Genomic DNA, 15,917 nt, shown 5'->3' on the forward strand with positions numbered 1-15,917 from the left:
TAAAGTTAGCATACATTTGATAATGATAATCATTATCAAAAAGATAGAAAGAAGTAAAAGCTCTACAAATTTTTAGTAAGTTGACTTCGACATGTTAGCTAGCTAAAAATACATATCATAAACAAGGAAGGGTATGACAAATGAATACATATCGAAAAACTTTACTTAGCGCATTACTAATTTTAATGGTGTTTATGATAGCTTTAGTTGGCTGTTCTCAGCAATCCGATACAGATCCAGCATCGGCTGATGATAACGAAACAACTGATTCCTCAGATGCAACTTCAGATTATCCGATTGTGATTGAGCATGCTTTCGGCGAAACGGAAATACCTAGTAAGCCTGAACGTGTTGTTACGGTTCAATGGGGTAATCATGATGTTGCACTTGCTTTAGGGGTTGTACCTGTAGGCTTCTCGGCTGCTAATTTCGGTGTTCAGGATGATAGTGGTCTTTTGCCTTGGACAGCTGAAAAGCTTGATGAGCTTGGTGTAGAAGATCCAAATGTCTTCCAAGATACGGACGGTCTTGACTTTGAGGCTATCTCAGATGCAGAACCAGACGTCATTTTGGCAGCATACTCTGGAATAACACAGGAGGATTATGACCTTCTCAGTCAAATTGCTCCAGTCGTGGCATTTCCAACAGCTGCATGGGCAACTACATGGCGTGAACAAGTTAGTTTTAATGCAACAGGTATGGGCATGAAAGAAGAAGGCGAACAGCTTATTAAGGACATCAATGAAATGGTTAGCGAGAAGCTAAAAGAATACCCGCAAATTGAAGGCAAGAAAGTTGTTTGGGTCAACTTCTCGGCTGACGATATGTCTAAATTGCATATTTATACACCGATAGATTCGCGTGTCTCTTTCCTGCATGAGCTCGGGATGGTTTATCCTGATAGTATTACGGAGCAAATTACGGATCCTAACAGCTACTCACTGAATTTAAGTGCTGAGAATGCTGCGGATCTTTACGATGCTGATCTAATTATTGGGTATGGGAATGATGAATTACTACAAGCCCTTCAAGCAGATCCATTGCTTGGAAAGATCCCTGCAATCGAGAGAGGTTCAGTTGCATTTATTGAGAGTGATACACCTTTAGTAGCTGCTGGAACTCCGAACCCACTTTCTATTACGTATACGATTGATGAATACCTGGAATTAATCGGAGGAGCTATTGACAAGATAGATGAAAAATAGTTCGACAGTTTCAAAGATGCATGAGGTCAATCCACATATACCGAAAAATTTCATGGTAGTTTTAGTAATTGGTTTTGTCTTGCTCATCGCGAGCGTGTTTCTCTCCTTATCATTAGGCTCTCGAATGGTAGGGTTACAGGAAGTGATGGATGGTTTATTCCGTCAAGATATAGACACGTACGAAGCAAATGTTGTCCGTAAAAGGATATCACGTACAGTTTTCAGTTTGTTTTGCGGAGCTGCACTCGGGGTTTCTGGAGCACTTATGCAGGCGGTCACTCGAAACCCGATTGCCGATCCAAGCATATTGGGAGTGAACATGGGAGCATCCTTGTTTGTTGTTTGTGGAATGGCATTTTTGAACATAAGTAGTGCCAATCAATATATATGGCTAGCATTAGCAGGTGCTGCAATTACTGCAGTTTTCGTATTTGGAATAGGTTCTCTTGGGCGTAGCGGTGCCACGCCCATTAAGCTTGTTTTAGCAGGAGCTGCGACGACCGCAGCTCTTTCTTCTTTGGTTGTTGCAATCATGATTCCGCGATCTCATGTTATGGACCAATTTAGGTTTTGGCAGGTTGGCAGCGTTGGCTCGGCAACTTGGGATGGTATTACTACTTTCATTCCCTTTTTGCTAATTGGAATAGTGATAGCTATTCTATCTGCTCCGGCACTAAACGCACTGGCATTAGGGGACGCTATTGCAACAGGACTGGGTGTCCGAATTGGAATATTAAGGCTTGTTGCGGCTCTTGGGGCTGTTCTTTTATGCGGTGCAGCTACAGCGTTGGCGGGTCCAATTGGCTTTGTGGGACTTTTATCGACTCACGTTATGCGCCTTGTTCTTGGTCCTGATCTGCGTTTTGTTATTCCGATGTCAGCAATTTCAGGGGCAGTCATCTTGACGATTTCCGATGTAAGTGGCAGGCTTATTGGCAGTCCTGGAGAACTTGAAGTCGGCGTAGTTACAGCATTTATAGGTGCTCCACTATTAATTATATTAGCTATGAGATCGAAAGTGAGTTCGTTATGAAAAATGAATCTATTGCATTTATTATGGCGGGAAGACGTCAAAGACACCGCCGATGGGTACTGGTTACCAGCTTTCTAGTTGTTCTTGCATGCATTCTTTGTGGTGCTATGCTTCTATTAGGAAATACGATTCACCCAGTGAAAGATGTAATCCGAGCACTTTTAGGGGAGCGGATTCAAGGTGTCTCTTTTGCAGTTAATACGATACGTCTGCCGAGAATGCTGGCAGGAGTTTTTGCCGGATTTGCATTCGGTATTGCGGGAGACATCTTCCAGACGATGTTGCGTAATCCACTTGCAAATCCGAATGTAATTGGTATTACTACAGGATCCAGTGCGGCAGCCGTTTTTTGTATCGTCATTCTGCATGCGAGCGGAGCTGTTGTTTCGATTGCTTCGGTGATTGCTGGTCTTGCTACAGTAACATTGATCTATATCTTATCCAGAGGAAAGTCCTTTTCAATCGGACGATTAATCCTTATTGGAATAGGCATACAAGCAATGCTTAATGCGTTGATATCCTATCTCTTGCTAGTTGGTGCAGAGCAAGATATACCGGCGGCGCTCAGGTGGCTCAGTGGTAGTCTTAATGGCTCTCAAATGCATGAACTGCCGCCACTTATCCTATCGGTTTTTATCTTTGCGCCTATTGTTATCATGTTAGCAAAGCAACTTAGTATATTAGAACTCGGAGAACAGTCGGCCACTTCTCTTGGAGTAAATACCGACCGGACAAGAATGATGCTTATTTTGAGTTCCGTCTGTATGATTTCTCTTGCGACTTCTACGACGGGACCAATAGCTTTTGTATCTTTCCTCGCAGGACCAATCGCAAAAAGGTTAGTCGGGGTTGGGTTCTCCAATGTAATTCCAGCAGGCCTTGTTGGCGTTAATTTGGTTTTGGCGGCAGATCTAATCGGACAATTTGCTTTTGTAGTCAGATATCCTGTAGGTATTATAACGGGAATAATCGGAGCGCCGTATTTGATTTACTTGCTAATCCGAATGAATCGAAAGGGAGAATTATAAATGAAACCGACACATCTTTTCGAAGCCGAACAACTAGTGGCAGGCTATGATAATAAAACGGTTATCCAAGAAGTAAGCCTTACGATTCCCAGTAATAAAATAAGCGTTATTATTGGAGCGAACGCTTCTGGAAAATCGACACTTCTTAAAACATTGGCAAGGCTTATAAAACCGACATCTGGTAAAATTAATCTGGATGGGAAATCGATTACCAAAATGCCACCAAAACAATTGGCGCGGGTTTTAGGACTATTACCGCAATCCCCCATTGTTCCAGAGGGAATTTCTGTCGCAGATTTAGTAGGAAGAGGAAGGTTTCCGCATCAATCTATGCTTAGCGGATGGACCAAAAAAGATTATGAAGCAGTGGCTGAAGCGATGAGGATTATGGATATAACGAAGCTGGCCAATCAAAATATCGATGAGCTTTCAGGAGGTCAAAGGCAGCGCGTCTGGATTGCAATGGCTTTAGCACAACAGACGGATATTTTATTTCTCGATGAACCGACAACCTTTTTAGATATTACATACCAAGTTGAAATTCTTGATATGCTTACTGACCTTAATCGAAAAAAAGGAACTACGATTGTAATGGTTCTACATGATATAAACTTGTCTGCCCGTTATGCTGACAATATATTTGCTATTCATAATGGAAAGCTTGTTGCTGAAGGGGAGCCATCAAAGGTCATTACAAGCTCTTTAGTGAAGGACGTCTTCGGCCTTGATTGTATTGTGGTAGAGGATCCAATTTCAGGATCTCCTTCTGTCGTACCGATAGGACGACATCATGTTAACAATGCGTACACTCCTTAAAGACATTAAAAAGCAGTGGATATAAAAAGGTATCCACTGCTTTATCCTAACTGTTTATCCACTACCTTGGTTCTGATTCTACAACTTCTCCATCATCGTATACATCATAGAAACCTACAGTTCCAGTACCACCATCATCTATTAGTGATTTACTAGCGACTTTCAGTGAATAAAAGGTTCTGCCGTCTTCTGCTTGGTGAAGAACGCCATCACTACTAAAGATCAAGTCATCGTTATTCAACTCTTCTTCAGCACGGTCAATTGCACCTTCCACCGTAAACGTATCATTACTATCCTCGGCTAACAGCGCTGCCCAAGTTTCTTCACCAACAATACCATCTATCATCAAATTATGTTCTTTTTGAAACTGTATTACTTGCTCTTTTGTCTGTGTCCCAAATAATCCATCTACGCTAGTTTCCAGTCCAAAGTGATTTAGCTTCTCTTGAACGAACTGGACTTCTAATCCTGCACTATCTTTCATGAGGGTGGGCTGATGTTCTGGAGCTACTTCCAACAAAGGTTGAAGTTCCTCTGAAACTTCAAATCCCGACGTCTCTGTGATTTCAATAGATTCTCCACTTGAGGCTTCTGCTGCTTGAAACTGAAATGGCGCTAAACCTACACCGAGAGCAAGTGCTGGAACTACTGTCAACCATCTCTTCTTCATAAATAAAATCCCTCCTCAGTTTTTGGTACAGTTGACTAGTTCCACAATGAATAGATTGTTAAACATTTTTTTCGCACCAGGGATTTAGAATTTTAATAGATTAATCTATATAGAACTGATTAATATCATATTTATCAATTAGTCTATACGATAATTTGTTTAATCCTAATATCCTCCCAAGCGTAGTCTATAAGTATAGGATAATTATTTTTATAAAAAGATCTTAGCAAACGTTCCTTGCTTAGTTTACAGGACAAACGAAAACAAATGGACTATTTACATAGAATGGATAAAATAACACCAAAAAACTTTACGAAACTCCATGTACAAATAATAAAAGTTTGCTATTATTTTAATTGAGGATGATTCTCATTATCAACAAAGAGTGAGTTTTCTAGTTTTTGAGAAATAGGATATATAAAGTTGGATTGGGCAAAATGTAGTTTTTCCCAATCAGTTGTATTCTGCTGGGAATAGGTAGTTGATCATTTTAACTGATTTAAGTTGTAACCCATAGGATTGCTTCCCTACAAATAAAGGAAGGAGGGGGTGGATGGTATGGCAGATATGGAGCAAATAAAAGAATTATACACCACGGCTCCATTAACCTTTGTTGATATTATTACGCAAAAGGTTACATATACAAATTCAGTCCGAACGATTTTTACGAATGATAGATTAAGTGGATTGGTATTCCCATTAAGGGGAACAGCACAGTTTTCAATTGATGGGTTGACCTATGAGATTGAGCAAGGTTCGATTTTACATGTAGGTCCTAACATGGAGATGAAGCGTATAGTAGCAAATGATGAAATTTTTGAATATGCAGTGATTCACTTTGAACTTTCGGGTGAATCAGCGAATCGATTTCCAATTTTTAAGGAGCACTTTATGCTCCAGGTTGGCGATAGTATGAAATTAAATAATCGGGTACAGCAGCTCATGCAAAATTTCTTAATTCCCGGTGGTTTGGCATTTTTACAATCGAAGCGATTATTTTTAACGGTTTTAGAAGAAATGATTGTGGCAAGTGAGAAGACGCATTCAGAAAAAGCGGAAAGTATGGATGCCATTATTCAGTATATGCATCAATTCTTTCCGAAAGCGATTACCGTTCTAAATGTTGCAAAGCACTTTCAGGTGGACCGAAGGAGACTAACGTCATTATTTGAGAGACAAATGGGGGTTACTCCGAATATGTACTTAACCGATTTACGGATTCAGCACGCCAAGTTATTACTGCGCACATCTAATTTATCGGTTGCTCATATTGCTGAACGCATTGGTTATAAGGATAATTTTTATTTTAGTAGAGTCTTTAAAAAAGAAACTGGATTATCCCCTACCGTTTATCGGAGACATTTGGGGTAACCTTTCGCTATAAAAAGAATATAAAGGGAGCGTTACGAACATGAAGCTAAGATCACAGTTGTTCATTCTATTACTGATTGGTCTCCTTGCATTAGTCGGATGCAATACGGGGGACACGTCAAAGGAATCCGAAGCATCCGTAAATGGGAGCGATACGAGTGAATCCGAGACGCGAGAAATTACCTACTTAGGAGAAACATATACCGTTCCTGCCAACGTGGAACGTATTGTTATTACTGGTGCGATGGAAGCGATGGAAGATGCTATGGCATTAGAGGTTGAGCCTGTCGGGGCTATTACACTTGGCGGAGAGTTCCCAGATGTATTTAAGGAAGCGATGGGAGAGGCGGAATCAATCGGTGAGAAGCAAGAGCCTAATTTTGAGAAAATCTTACAATTGAAGCCAGATGTTATTTTAGGAACGACTAAATTTCCGGAAGAAGTTGTCAGCAAGCTGGAACAAATTGCTCCAACGATTCTAGTCTCCCATATTTCAACTGATTGGGAAGATAATCTGTTGTTAATGGCAGCGTTAAGTGGAAAAGAGAATGAAGCAGAAACCCTGTTAAATGATTACGAGCAAGGTGTCGATACAGTCAAGGCTGATTTATCGGAGGATTTCGAGGATCAAACCGTTTTGTCAATTCGCGTTCGGGCTGGCAAAATGTTTATTTATCCAGAAGACGTCTTCTTCAATCCTATTTTGTATAGTGAGCTAGAATTAAATGCGCCAGAAGCGGTAATGAAAGCTGAAGCGCAAGAGGAAATATCGATCGAACAGCTTGCAGAAATGAATCCAGATTATATTTTCATGCAAGTACAGCAGACAGGAACACAAGAGAATGAGCAAGCTTTTGAACAGTTAAAACAAAATTCGATTATCCAAAATATCGATGCATTTAAAGAGGATCACGTCTATGTAAACATAGTTGACTCCTTGTTAGAAGGAGGATCCGTTTACAGTAAGAATGAATTTTTGAAAGCATTACAGGATAATTGAGATTTCAGGAAAAAATAGGAGTAACGTGCATGTTTAAAATAAGAAAGAAAACGATTCTATTACTGATTGGCATCCCGATTGGTCTTATAGTTACGATGTTCTGCTCGATTATGTATGGTGCTACCACGTATAATCTATCAACTATTTTTGATGCTGTTTTTCATGCTGATCTTTCTAATATGGATCATCTTATTATTCGCACGTCCCGTATACCACGTGTCATTGGGGCACTGCTTGTCGGTTTATTTATCGCAATGTCGGGTGCATTAATGCAGGGGATGACGAGGAACTACCTCGCATCCCCTAGCATCATGGGAGTTTCAGATGGATCCATCTTTGTCATTACACTGAGCATGATATTTATGCCGAATACAACACCATTGACATTGATTATTTATTCATTTATTGGATCTATTCTAGGTCTGTTATTTGTGTTTGGAGTAGCTCGTTTAATACCAAATGGATTTTCTCCCATTTCTTTAGCTATCATTGGGACGATTCTTGGTATGTTCTTAAATGGTGTGTCCCAAGCGCTTGCTACATATTTTCAGGTTTCACAAAATATAAGTTTTTGGTATAATACAAGGCTCCACCAAATTGACCCGGTTGTTATTAAGTGGTCGATCCCTTTTGCAATCACCGGCCTTATCCTAGCATTAGTCGTTAGCAAAGCAATCACAGCCATTTCTTTAGGAGATGAAGTTGCTCAGGGGCTGGGCATTAAACTGATGAAGATCAAATTACTAACCATATTAAGTGTAGCAATTCTAACAGGGATTTCGGTAGCGATGGTTGGAAAAATTACATTCATTGGTTTAGTCATCCCGCATATTGCTCGATTTATCGTAGGTGAAGATTATAAACGGATTATATTTTTTGCTGGAATATTAGGTGCATTTTTCTTAGCGTGGGCAGATATTATAAGCAGGGCAATTAATCCACCATTCGAAACCCCAATTGGTGTGGTAACAGCCTTGGTCGGAGTCCCATTCTTCCTTTATTTAATTCGAGTAAAGGGAGGGAAACAACATGCTTAAGCGCTCGGATAATCGTTGTTTTATTCAAGTTTTTTTGCTAGGAATCGTGTTCGCAATTTTCGTCATGTATATGAGCTTGGCAACTGGCATATTTGAACTAACACACGTAGAGATCATTCGGACTATATTGGGGTTTGATAATCTTTGGGAAAATCATCTTGTTATCTATGGATTTCGGCTGCCACGTATTGTGATTGGTGCGTTTGTTGGTTGTGCCTTAGGCATGGTGGGTTCTGTTTTACAAGGTGTTACGAAAAATCATTTAGCAGATCCAGGCATTTTAGGAATACAAGCTGCAGTTGGATTTTCTGTTGTTTGTTATATGCTTATCGTCCAAAGTAATGTTACTGGGATGAGTGAGCTGTCTATTATTAGTATGTCCCTGTTTGGATGGATCGGCGGAATTCTTGCTGCTATCTTTCTCTTTTTGTTTTCTCGGAAACATGGGGAAATCGACCCGAAGCGATTGATTTTAGTCGGAATTGCGCTGAATGCTGGATTTGGAGCGTTGACCCTTTTTGTATCATTGAAGATGAATCCGCAAGACTTTGAAATGGCAACGGTTTGGCTATCTGGGAGTATTTATAGTGCTTCCTGGGAACAGATTTATTCGATGATTCCTTGGTTTCTCATTGTGGTACCATTATTTGTATGGAAAGCACCTGTGCTGAATCTTTTACAACTGAATGAGGTGTCTATCATTGGGCTAGGCTTACGGGCAAACCGAGTTCGTTTCTTGCTTCTTTTGGGATCGGTAGGATTAATTAGCTCTTCTGTCATTGTTTCAGGAAGTATTGGCTTTGTTGGACTAATCGCACCTCATATAGCACGACGGTTAGTAGGGATGCACTATCCATACATATTACCGATTAGTGGATTGACTGGCATGCTATTAGTTGTGGTGGGGGATTGGATTGGACGAACCATCTTTGCACCCGCCGAATTAGCTGTAGGGATAGTCATCTCCATAATTGGTGTTCCATATCTTATATATTTATTAATGCGTTCAGCACGTACCACTTAACATTTTTATAAAAAGGGGTAGGTAAGCTATGCAACACGATTTAATAGAGACATTTCGACATCCGATATCTGATATACCTTATCAGGTTAGCATATCGATTCCAACGGATCTTGCTCCTAAAGAAGGTTTCCCGGTTCTATATGTTTTGGATGGCAATGCATATGGAATGCTATGCCGAGAGATCGTAAGGCTGCAGTCTAGGCGCGCTGAGAAGACGAAAGTCTCTCCGATGATTATTGTGAGTATAGGATATGGTACAAGCGAAATGCTTCCATCGCTACGAGTATACGATTTTACACCTGCATCAGTTACTGCATCTCTGCCGCCCAAGCCAGATGGCGCATCATGGCCGGCGCATGGTGGAGCAAAGGGATTCCTCGATTTCTTAGAGACGATTGTTCAACCATTTGTACATCAGTCAGCTCCTGTGGATCCAGGTAATCAAATGCTATTTGGCCATTCATTAGGTGGGTTATTTGTTTTATACACTTTGTTTGAGCGACCTGAATTATTTCGCAACTATATTAGCTTTAGCCCATCCATTTGGTGGAACGATAATGAGATTTTAAACATGGAACGAGAGGATTTCCTTATGCGTGATCGAAATTTATTTATAGCGGCCGAAAGAGTAGAGAAAATGAATATGTACAATAATGCATTCACTCTCTTTCAGAGGTTACAAGTAAATAATTCAGATGCTGTCGCTTTTTGTTCCCCAGTGGGAGAAAATCATATGTCGATTGTACCCACCGTCTTAAGTGAAGCGATCCGCTACTTTTATAGGCGCTAGTAATAATTTTAAATGTTGCTAGCTGCCTGTGATTATCCTTGAACTATCAAATTAATAACCATAACTTTATAATGATTGTCTTGATGAAATATAAAATGGCATAATTGATTGCTCAACATTTCACATTGACTTTTTTAAAACATGGTGCTATATTATGTGTGAGTAAGGAGGTGAAGTGCAAAGTAATAATAGCCAAACATGAATCCTACATGGTAGGAAACATCATGAATCTACATAAGGATCATTACAGTAGAATTAACATGCCTTCTCGAGTTAGATTGACTTATAACCATCCTTTTTCACTGTATAGCACAAAACAGCTGGACGTATTTAACTGGCGTTATTTTTTTAAGTATTTATGTGAAATGTTTCACAAACTTGAGGTGGCAGCAATGGTTGAATTAGCAATTGCAGTTGGTAAAAAAACAGGTTGGAGGGATAGGTATGACAACAATAACAGAGAAACAAGAACAAACACAAACAGTTCAATCGATGATTACCGAACTTGTTTGCAAGGGACAAGAAGCACTAGAAGCATACCGGCTTCTAAATCAGGAGGAAGTTAACGAGATTGTCAAAGCAGCAGCTCTTGCAGGACTCGATCAGCATATGCCACTAGCAAAAATGGCCGTAGAAGAAACAAAGCGAGGCGTATATGAGGATAAGATTATTAAAAATATTTTTTCCACGGAGTATATCTACCATAACATTAAATACGATAAAACCGTTGGAGTTATTAAGGAGAACGAACATGAAGGTGTCATTGAGATTGCAGAGCCGGTAGGGGTTATTGCGGGAGTTACACCGGTTACGAATCCGACGTCTACAACGATGTTTAAAGCGCTAAGTGCATTAAAAACGCGTAACCCTATTATTTTTGCTTTTCACCCTTCTGCTCAAAAATGCAGTAGTGAAGCAGCACGAATACTACGCGATGCAGCAGTAAAAGCAGGAGCACCAGAAGATTGTATCCAGTGGATTGAGATCCCTTCTATAGAGGCAACAAGAACATTGATGAACCACGAGGGAGTGGCATTAATTTTAGCAACAGGTGGAGCTGGCATGGTGAAGTCTGCATATAGTTCAGGAAAGCCAGCTTTAGGTGTTGGACCTGGAAACGTCCCTTGCTATATTGAAAAAACAGCGAACATAGGTAGAGCTGTAAATGATTTAATTTTATCAAAGACGTTCGACAATGGAATGATTTGTGCTTCTGAACAAGCAGTTATTATGGATGACGAAATCTATGAGCGAGTTAAAAAGCTCCTGATCGATCAAAAATGCTATTTTCTGAATGAAGAAGAGAGAAAAAAGGTAGAAGGATTAGTCATTCATGAAAATACATGTGCAGTAAATCCGACAATTGTCGGGATGCCAGCTGCGCACATTGCTGAGATGGCTGGGGTAAAGGTTCCAGCAGACACAAAAATATTAATTGCAGAATTAACTGGAGTCGGACCTAAATTTCCGCTTTCAAGGGAGAAACTAAGCCCTGTTCTTGCTTGCTATCGAGTCAAAACAAGAGAGGAAGGCTTTAAACGAGCAGAAGAAATGCTAGCCTTCGGAGGAACAGGACACTCAGCGGTTATTCATACATCGGATGAACAGGTAATGGAGGCCTTCGGACTGAGGATGAAAGCAGGACGAGTTATTGTCAATGCACCGTCTTCTCAAGGAGCTATCGGAGATATTTACAATGCATATATGCCTTCCTTAACATTAGGGTGTGGCACGTATGGCGGAAACTCCGTCTCAACAAACGTCGGTGCCGTTCATTTGATTAACACGAAAAAAGTAGCGAAAAGGAATGTTAATATGCAGTGGTTTAAAATCCCGCCAAAAGTATACTTTGAAAAACATGCTACACAGTACTTGGAGAAAATGCCGGATATTACGAAAGCGGTAATTGTCACGGATCCTGGAATGGTAGAACTCGGATATGCCGAAAAGCTATTGTATTATTTACGTAAACGCCCTGACTATGTTCGTTACGAAATCTTCTCGGAAGTTGAACCCGATCCAAGCATTGAGACAGTGATGAAGGGTGCAGAGGTAATGGCACGGTTCCAGCCAGATGTGATCATTGCTCTTGGCGGCGGCTCAGCTATGGACGCAGCGAAAGCCATGTGGCTCTTCTATGAATATCCAGAAACAGATTTTCATGGGTTAAAGCAAAAATTCATGGATATTCGCAAACGAGTCGTGAAGTATCCGAAGCTTGGAAGGGAAGCACAATTTGTAGCGATCCCAACTACATCAGGAACAGGAGCGGAAGTAACGCCTTTTGCCGTCTTAACTGACAAAGAGGCTAATACCAAATATCCGCTCGCTGACTATGAACTAACGCCAGATGTAGCTATTATTGACCCACAGTTTGTTATGACGGTACCAAAGCATATAACGGCAGATACTGGAATGGATGTATTAACCCATGCACTTGAGGCATATGTATCGGTTATGGCAAATGACTACACAGATGCGCTTGCGCTGAGAGCCATTCAACTCGTGTTTGAATATTTACCAAAAGCGTATCACACAGGCGATGATGAAGTTGCTAGAGAGAAAATGCACAATGCTTCTACAATGGCCGGGATGGCATTTGCGAACGCATTTTTAGGAATTAACCATAGCTTAGCGCATAAATTAGGAGCGGAATTTGGCATTGCCCATGGTCGTGCGAACGCAATCCTTATGCCGCATGTTATCCGGTATAATGGGACAAAGCCGACGAAATTCGCGGCATTTCCGAAGTATGAAAAGTTCATTGCAGACGAGCGCTATGCTGAAATTGCGAGCATGCTAGATTTGTCAGCCCGTACGACAGAAGAAGGAGTAACCAGTCTAATCGAAGCCGTTCTTAAACTGGCAGAGAGCTTAGAAATCCCGATGAGTATTAAAGAAAACGGGGTTGATGAAGCTGATTTTGAGAGCAAAGTCGATCGACTTGCAGATCGTGCATTTGAAGATCAATGTACAACCGCTAACCCGCGCTTGCCATTAGTTACAGAGCTTGCTGCGATTTATCGTGAAGCGTATATAGGGTATAAACAATAAAAAATAGGTGGCTGATTGGGATGTCTATTACTCTAGCCGGCGATAGACTTCCCCATTGGCGATTTTGAAAGTAAAACAGAAACCTCGATAGACAGCCATTTAATGCTCCACTTTTTTGTCAATATCTTTCACAATGTCTTCCAAGTTTACCTTTCCCAAGATGTTCTCCATCGCTAATTGAGCAGTTGAAAATAATGGTTCGATTGTATCTTGGATATTCCTGCCGACAGGACATTCAATGTTTGGACTTTCGTGTACCTTAAATAACTCATTATCTTGCACAACATGAACAGCCTTATAGACATCAAGCATCGTAATATCAGATAGTTCCTTTGAAAGTTTTGCTCCTGCAATTCCAGGATTTACTTCGATTAATCCTGCCTTTTTTAGCATTCCCATTATTTTTCTAATCAAAGCAGGGTTTGTATTAACGCTACGTGCTAAAAATTCGGATGAACTCACGCCATCTTTATTTATTTCAATAAGAGCTAATATATGAATTCCAACGGCAAATCGACTGCTGATGGACATCATCAGTCACCTTCCTTACTTTTTTCAATAAAGATAATAAAGTATTTTTATTATGTAATTCGTTTGATTACAAGTGTATTATACCTTAAAAATTTATTTGTTGACAGGGTCAATACCTGTAACTATACTTATTACATGTAATCAAATTAGTTACAATTAAATTTGAAATTAGGGGAGGACTATAACATGAAAATTGGAATTATCGGAGCAAGTGGTAAAGCGGGTAGTCTTATTCTGCAAGAAGCGATCAATAGAGGACATGAAGTAACGGCTATCGTAAGAGATGCAGCAAAAATAACAGATAAAAAAGTTACCGTTATGGAAAAAAGTATATTTGATCTAACTTCAGAGGATATCAATCAGTTCGAAGTAGTCGTCAATGCTTTTGGTGCCCCGCTTGGAGAAGAGCAAGCACATGTTGATGCTGGTCACGCACTTATTGAAGCGTTAAAAGGTACAGAAACAAGAGCGATCATTGTTGGAGGTGCAGGAAGCCTTTACGTCGATGAAAATAAAACGGTAAGAGTCATTGATACACCTGATTTTCCTGATATGTTTAAACCAACAGCAACAGGCCAAGGAAGAAACCTTACAGAATTACAAGAAACAGCGGATATCAGATGGACATTTATTAGTCCTTCAGCCATTTTCGACCCGGAAGGAAAGCGAACTGGATCCTACCAAAAAGGGAAGGATAATCTCCTTGTAAATTCAAAAGGAGAAAGCTATATCAGTTATGCGGATTATGCAATCGCGGTTCTAGATGAAATTGAAAATCCACAGCATCGAAACGAGCGATTCACGGTTGTTTCTGAAAAAGCATAAAACATTCGTCTAGTTAGTTATTAAGCTTCACTACTTTATGTAGTGAAGCTTAAACTATTTTAGAGTAGAAATACTTACTAACGTAGCTTATCAAAGCCCATGCTACAAATGAGTAGCATGGGCTTTGATATTTAGCATATTAGCCTATTTTATTGAAAGATATCGCTAATTTCTTGAATTTCTGCTTTTGTTAATTGGACATCTAACGTTTTTAAATTATTGCGTACTTGATCTGCTCGTTTTGCGCCTGGAATAATCACATCAATTGCATCTCTTGTTAAGTACCAAGCAAGGACGACATGTGCAACTTCTGCTCCTTTTGCATCTGCAATTTTACGTACCTTTTCCACCTTTTCCAGGTTTTGCTCAAATGCTTCACCTTGGAAATAGGGTAACCCCGCACGTAAATCTTCAAAAACGGAATCCTTGTTATATTTTCCTGCTAATAATCCAGAAGCTAGTGGGAAGTATGGAACAAAAGAAATGTTATGCTCATTTACATAAGGGAAAAGTGTATGTTCCACACTTCGATTTAATAAGTTATATTCTCCTTGATATACATCAACATAGCCATCTTGATTTGCTTCTTTTAATTGTTCTACTGAAAAATTAGATAAGCCAATTGCACGGATTTTTCCTTCATCCTTTAATTGTTTTAATGCACCAACTGCTTCAGCTTTCGGTGTATCTTCATCTGGGTAATGAATATACATTAAATCAATATAATCCGTTTGAAGTCGTTCTAAACTTTTTTCAACCTCTTCACGTAAGAAAGCAGGAGAGTTATCGTTTACCATATCGTTACCAACAAACTTTGGGGAAACTTTTGTTGCGATAAGGATGTCTGAACGTTTACCGCTTTCTTTTATCACTTCGCCAATTAGTTCTTCAGAGCGGCCTGGTCCGTATAAGTAAGCCGTATCTAGTAGGTTAATGCCGTTATCAATCGCTGTATGAACGAGTTGTTTACCAGCTTCCTCATCTAAATTTGGATATAAATTATGACCACCAACGGCATTTGTTCCTAACCCAATTGGGTTTACATATAAATCTGATTTACCAAGTTGTACGTTTTTTGACATCCTAGAAAACCTTCCTTCTTTTATAGTGTAGAAGCCTTATTTGAAGTCGGAATCGTTTAGATTCAAACTATCGCTCCTTTAAAGCCTCATCTTTAGTCTAGAATAATTAAAATATTGTATCAACAATTGGCCATTGAGTTTCATTATGTGAAACTATACGTATGCGTAACATGGTAATTTATTCGACGGAAGGATACATATTTCTTGTCCTGCCTAGGCAAAATAATGACATGGAGGTGCATATTTTGAGTAAAAATAAAAAGAACAAGCAACGCGGGTCTTTGAGTGACGAACAGGCAGTAAGAGGGAAATTATCGACAGAATTTGACCATGAATTTGCTAATGAACCATTAACCGCAGAAGAACGACATAATAATAAAAAGACGAAAAAACGACAATAGAAAAATCGGCACTTCTCTGGAGAACGAAGAACTCCCGTGAAGTGTCGTTT

Annotated in this window: 15 protein-coding genes; 12 read left to right on the forward strand and 3 right to left on the reverse strand. The window is 39.9% G+C overall.

From position 1 onward, the window contains the following. Window positions 1-140 precede the first annotated feature (140 nt). Genes F1560_RS08820 through F1560_RS08835 form a run of 4 tightly spaced genes read left to right on the forward strand, consistent with a single transcriptional unit; the run spans window position 141 to window position 4,082 of the window. The gene (locus F1560_RS08820) at window positions 141-1,205 is read left to right on the forward strand and encodes an iron-siderophore ABC transporter substrate-binding protein (protein WP_149474261.1); all 1,065 of its coding nucleotides are present in this window, start codon (window positions 141-143) and stop codon (window positions 1,203-1,205) included. After that, window positions 1,195-2,238, forward strand: coding sequence for a FecCD family ABC transporter permease (locus tag F1560_RS08825; RefSeq protein WP_149474262.1), 1,044 nt, complete (start codon window positions 1,195-1,197; stop codon window positions 2,236-2,238). Before F1560_RS08820 ends, F1560_RS08825 begins: the two co-directional genes overlap by 11 nt. Next, window positions 2,235-3,266, forward strand: a complete 1,032-nt coding sequence (locus F1560_RS08830) for a FecCD family ABC transporter permease (RefSeq protein WP_149474263.1) — start codon at window positions 2,235-2,237, stop codon at window positions 3,264-3,266. Before F1560_RS08825 ends, F1560_RS08830 begins: the two co-directional genes overlap by 4 nt. Next, window positions 3,267-4,082: an ABC transporter ATP-binding protein gene (locus F1560_RS08835; protein ID WP_149474264.1), complete on the forward strand. Its 816-nt coding sequence runs from the start codon at window positions 3,267-3,269 to the stop codon at window positions 4,080-4,082. Window positions 4,083-4,143: 61 nt separating this feature from the next. On the opposite strand, the gene F1560_RS08840 is transcribed toward F1560_RS08835, so the two are convergent. Continuing rightward, entirely contained in the window at window positions 4,144-4,752 is a 609-nt protein-coding gene (locus F1560_RS08840; RefSeq protein WP_149474265.1) for a peptidoglycan-binding domain-containing protein, read from the reverse strand. 558 nt (window positions 4,753-5,310) lie between these two features. Between F1560_RS08840 and F1560_RS08845 the strand changes: the two genes are divergently transcribed. The 6 genes from F1560_RS08845 (at window position 5,311) to adhE (ending at window position 13,028) form a co-directional block, all read left to right on the forward strand. Continuing rightward, window positions 5,311-6,123 carry a helix-turn-helix transcriptional regulator gene (locus tag F1560_RS08845; RefSeq protein WP_149474266.1) on the forward strand — a complete coding sequence of 271 codons (813 nt, stop codon included), beginning with the start codon at window positions 5,311-5,313 and terminating at the stop codon, window positions 6,121-6,123. Window positions 6,124-6,163: 40 nt separating this feature from the next. Next, window positions 6,164-7,123, forward strand: coding sequence for an ABC transporter substrate-binding protein (locus F1560_RS08850; protein WP_149474267.1), 960 nt, complete (start codon window positions 6,164-6,166; stop codon window positions 7,121-7,123). Window positions 7,124-7,152: 29 nt separating this feature from the next. After that, window positions 7,153-8,160, forward strand: coding sequence for a FecCD family ABC transporter permease (locus F1560_RS08855; protein ID WP_149474268.1), 1,008 nt, complete (start codon window positions 7,153-7,155; stop codon window positions 8,158-8,160). Next, on the forward strand, window positions 8,153-9,184 hold the full coding sequence (locus F1560_RS08860) for a FecCD family ABC transporter permease (RefSeq protein ID WP_149474269.1): 1,032 nt from the start codon (window positions 8,153-8,155) through the stop codon (window positions 9,182-9,184). The genes F1560_RS08855 and F1560_RS08860 overlap by 8 nt, the downstream gene beginning before the upstream one ends. Before the next feature lie 28 nt (window positions 9,185-9,212). Next, window positions 9,213-9,974, forward strand: a complete 762-nt coding sequence (locus F1560_RS08865; RefSeq protein WP_149474270.1) for an alpha/beta hydrolase — start codon at window positions 9,213-9,215, stop codon at window positions 9,972-9,974. 444 nt (window positions 9,975-10,418) lie between these two features. Next, window positions 10,419-13,028: a bifunctional acetaldehyde-CoA/alcohol dehydrogenase gene (gene adhE, locus F1560_RS08870; protein ID WP_149474271.1), complete on the forward strand. Its 2,610-nt coding sequence runs from the start codon at window positions 10,419-10,421 to the stop codon at window positions 13,026-13,028. Between the two features lie 99 nt (window positions 13,029-13,127). Here the strand turns inward: adhE and F1560_RS08875 are convergent, their stop codons facing one another. After that, on the reverse strand, window positions 13,128-13,559 hold the full coding sequence (locus tag F1560_RS08875) for an Rrf2 family transcriptional regulator (RefSeq protein ID WP_149474325.1): 432 nt from the start codon (window positions 13,557-13,559) through the stop codon (window positions 13,128-13,130). Between the two features lie 186 nt (window positions 13,560-13,745). Between F1560_RS08875 and F1560_RS08880 the strand changes: the two genes are divergently transcribed. Then, window positions 13,746-14,384 (forward strand): NAD(P)-dependent oxidoreductase, encoded by a 639-nt coding sequence (locus F1560_RS08880; RefSeq protein WP_149474272.1) that lies wholly within the window; start codon window positions 13,746-13,748, stop codon window positions 14,382-14,384. A gap of 149 nt (window positions 14,385-14,533) precedes the next feature. Here F1560_RS08880 and F1560_RS08885 read toward each other — a convergent pair whose 3' ends face one another. Next, window positions 14,534-15,466, reverse strand: a complete 933-nt coding sequence (locus F1560_RS08885) for an aldo/keto reductase (RefSeq protein ID WP_149474273.1) — start codon at window positions 15,464-15,466, stop codon at window positions 14,534-14,536. 245 nt (window positions 15,467-15,711) lie between these two features. Between F1560_RS08885 and sspO the strand changes: the two genes are divergently transcribed. After that, window positions 15,712-15,867, forward strand: coding sequence for a small acid-soluble spore protein O (sspO, locus tag F1560_RS08890; RefSeq protein ID WP_420874451.1), 156 nt, complete (start codon window positions 15,712-15,714; stop codon window positions 15,865-15,867). The last annotated feature ends 50 nt before the right edge of the window (window positions 15,868-15,917 follow it).

The sequence above is a fragment of the Oceanobacillus polygoni genome (assembly GCF_008304605.1).
Lineage (GTDB): Bacteria > Bacillota > Bacilli > Bacillales > Amphibacillaceae > Oceanobacillus > Oceanobacillus polygoni.

Bases quoted from the DNA above. Each gene is read 5' to 3' on its own strand.
- F1560_RS08820 (WP_149474261.1), top strand. From the start codon at position 141: ATGAATACATATCGAAAAACTTTACTTAGCGCATTACTAATTTTAATG.
- F1560_RS08825 (WP_149474262.1), top strand. From the start codon at position 1,195: ATGAAAAATAGTTCGACAGTTTCAAAGATGCATGAGGTCAATCCACAT.
- F1560_RS08830 (WP_149474263.1), top strand. From the start codon at position 2,235: ATGAAAAATGAATCTATTGCATTTATTATGGCGGGAAGACGTCAAAGA.
- F1560_RS08835 (WP_149474264.1), top strand. From the start codon at position 3,267: ATGAAACCGACACATCTTTTCGAAGCCGAACAACTAGTGGCAGGCTAT.
- F1560_RS08840 (WP_149474265.1), bottom strand. From the start codon at position 4,752: ATGAAGAAGAGATGGTTGACAGTAGTTCCAGCACTTGCTCTCGGTGTA.
- F1560_RS08845 (WP_149474266.1), top strand. From the start codon at position 5,311: ATGGCAGATATGGAGCAAATAAAAGAATTATACACCACGGCTCCATTA.
- F1560_RS08850 (WP_149474267.1), top strand. From the start codon at position 6,164: ATGAAGCTAAGATCACAGTTGTTCATTCTATTACTGATTGGTCTCCTT.
- F1560_RS08855 (WP_149474268.1), top strand. From the start codon at position 7,153: ATGTTTAAAATAAGAAAGAAAACGATTCTATTACTGATTGGCATCCCG.
- F1560_RS08860 (WP_149474269.1), top strand. From the start codon at position 8,153: ATGCTTAAGCGCTCGGATAATCGTTGTTTTATTCAAGTTTTTTTGCTA.
- F1560_RS08865 (WP_149474270.1), top strand. From the start codon at position 9,213: ATGCAACACGATTTAATAGAGACATTTCGACATCCGATATCTGATATA.
- adhE (WP_149474271.1), top strand. From the start codon at position 10,419: ATGACAACAATAACAGAGAAACAAGAACAAACACAAACAGTTCAATCG.
- F1560_RS08875 (WP_149474325.1), bottom strand. From the start codon at position 13,559: ATGTCCATCAGCAGTCGATTTGCCGTTGGAATTCATATATTAGCTCTT.
- F1560_RS08880 (WP_149474272.1), top strand. From the start codon at position 13,746: ATGAAAATTGGAATTATCGGAGCAAGTGGTAAAGCGGGTAGTCTTATT.
- F1560_RS08885 (WP_149474273.1), bottom strand. From the start codon at position 15,466: ATGTCAAAAAACGTACAACTTGGTAAATCAGATTTATATGTAAACCCA.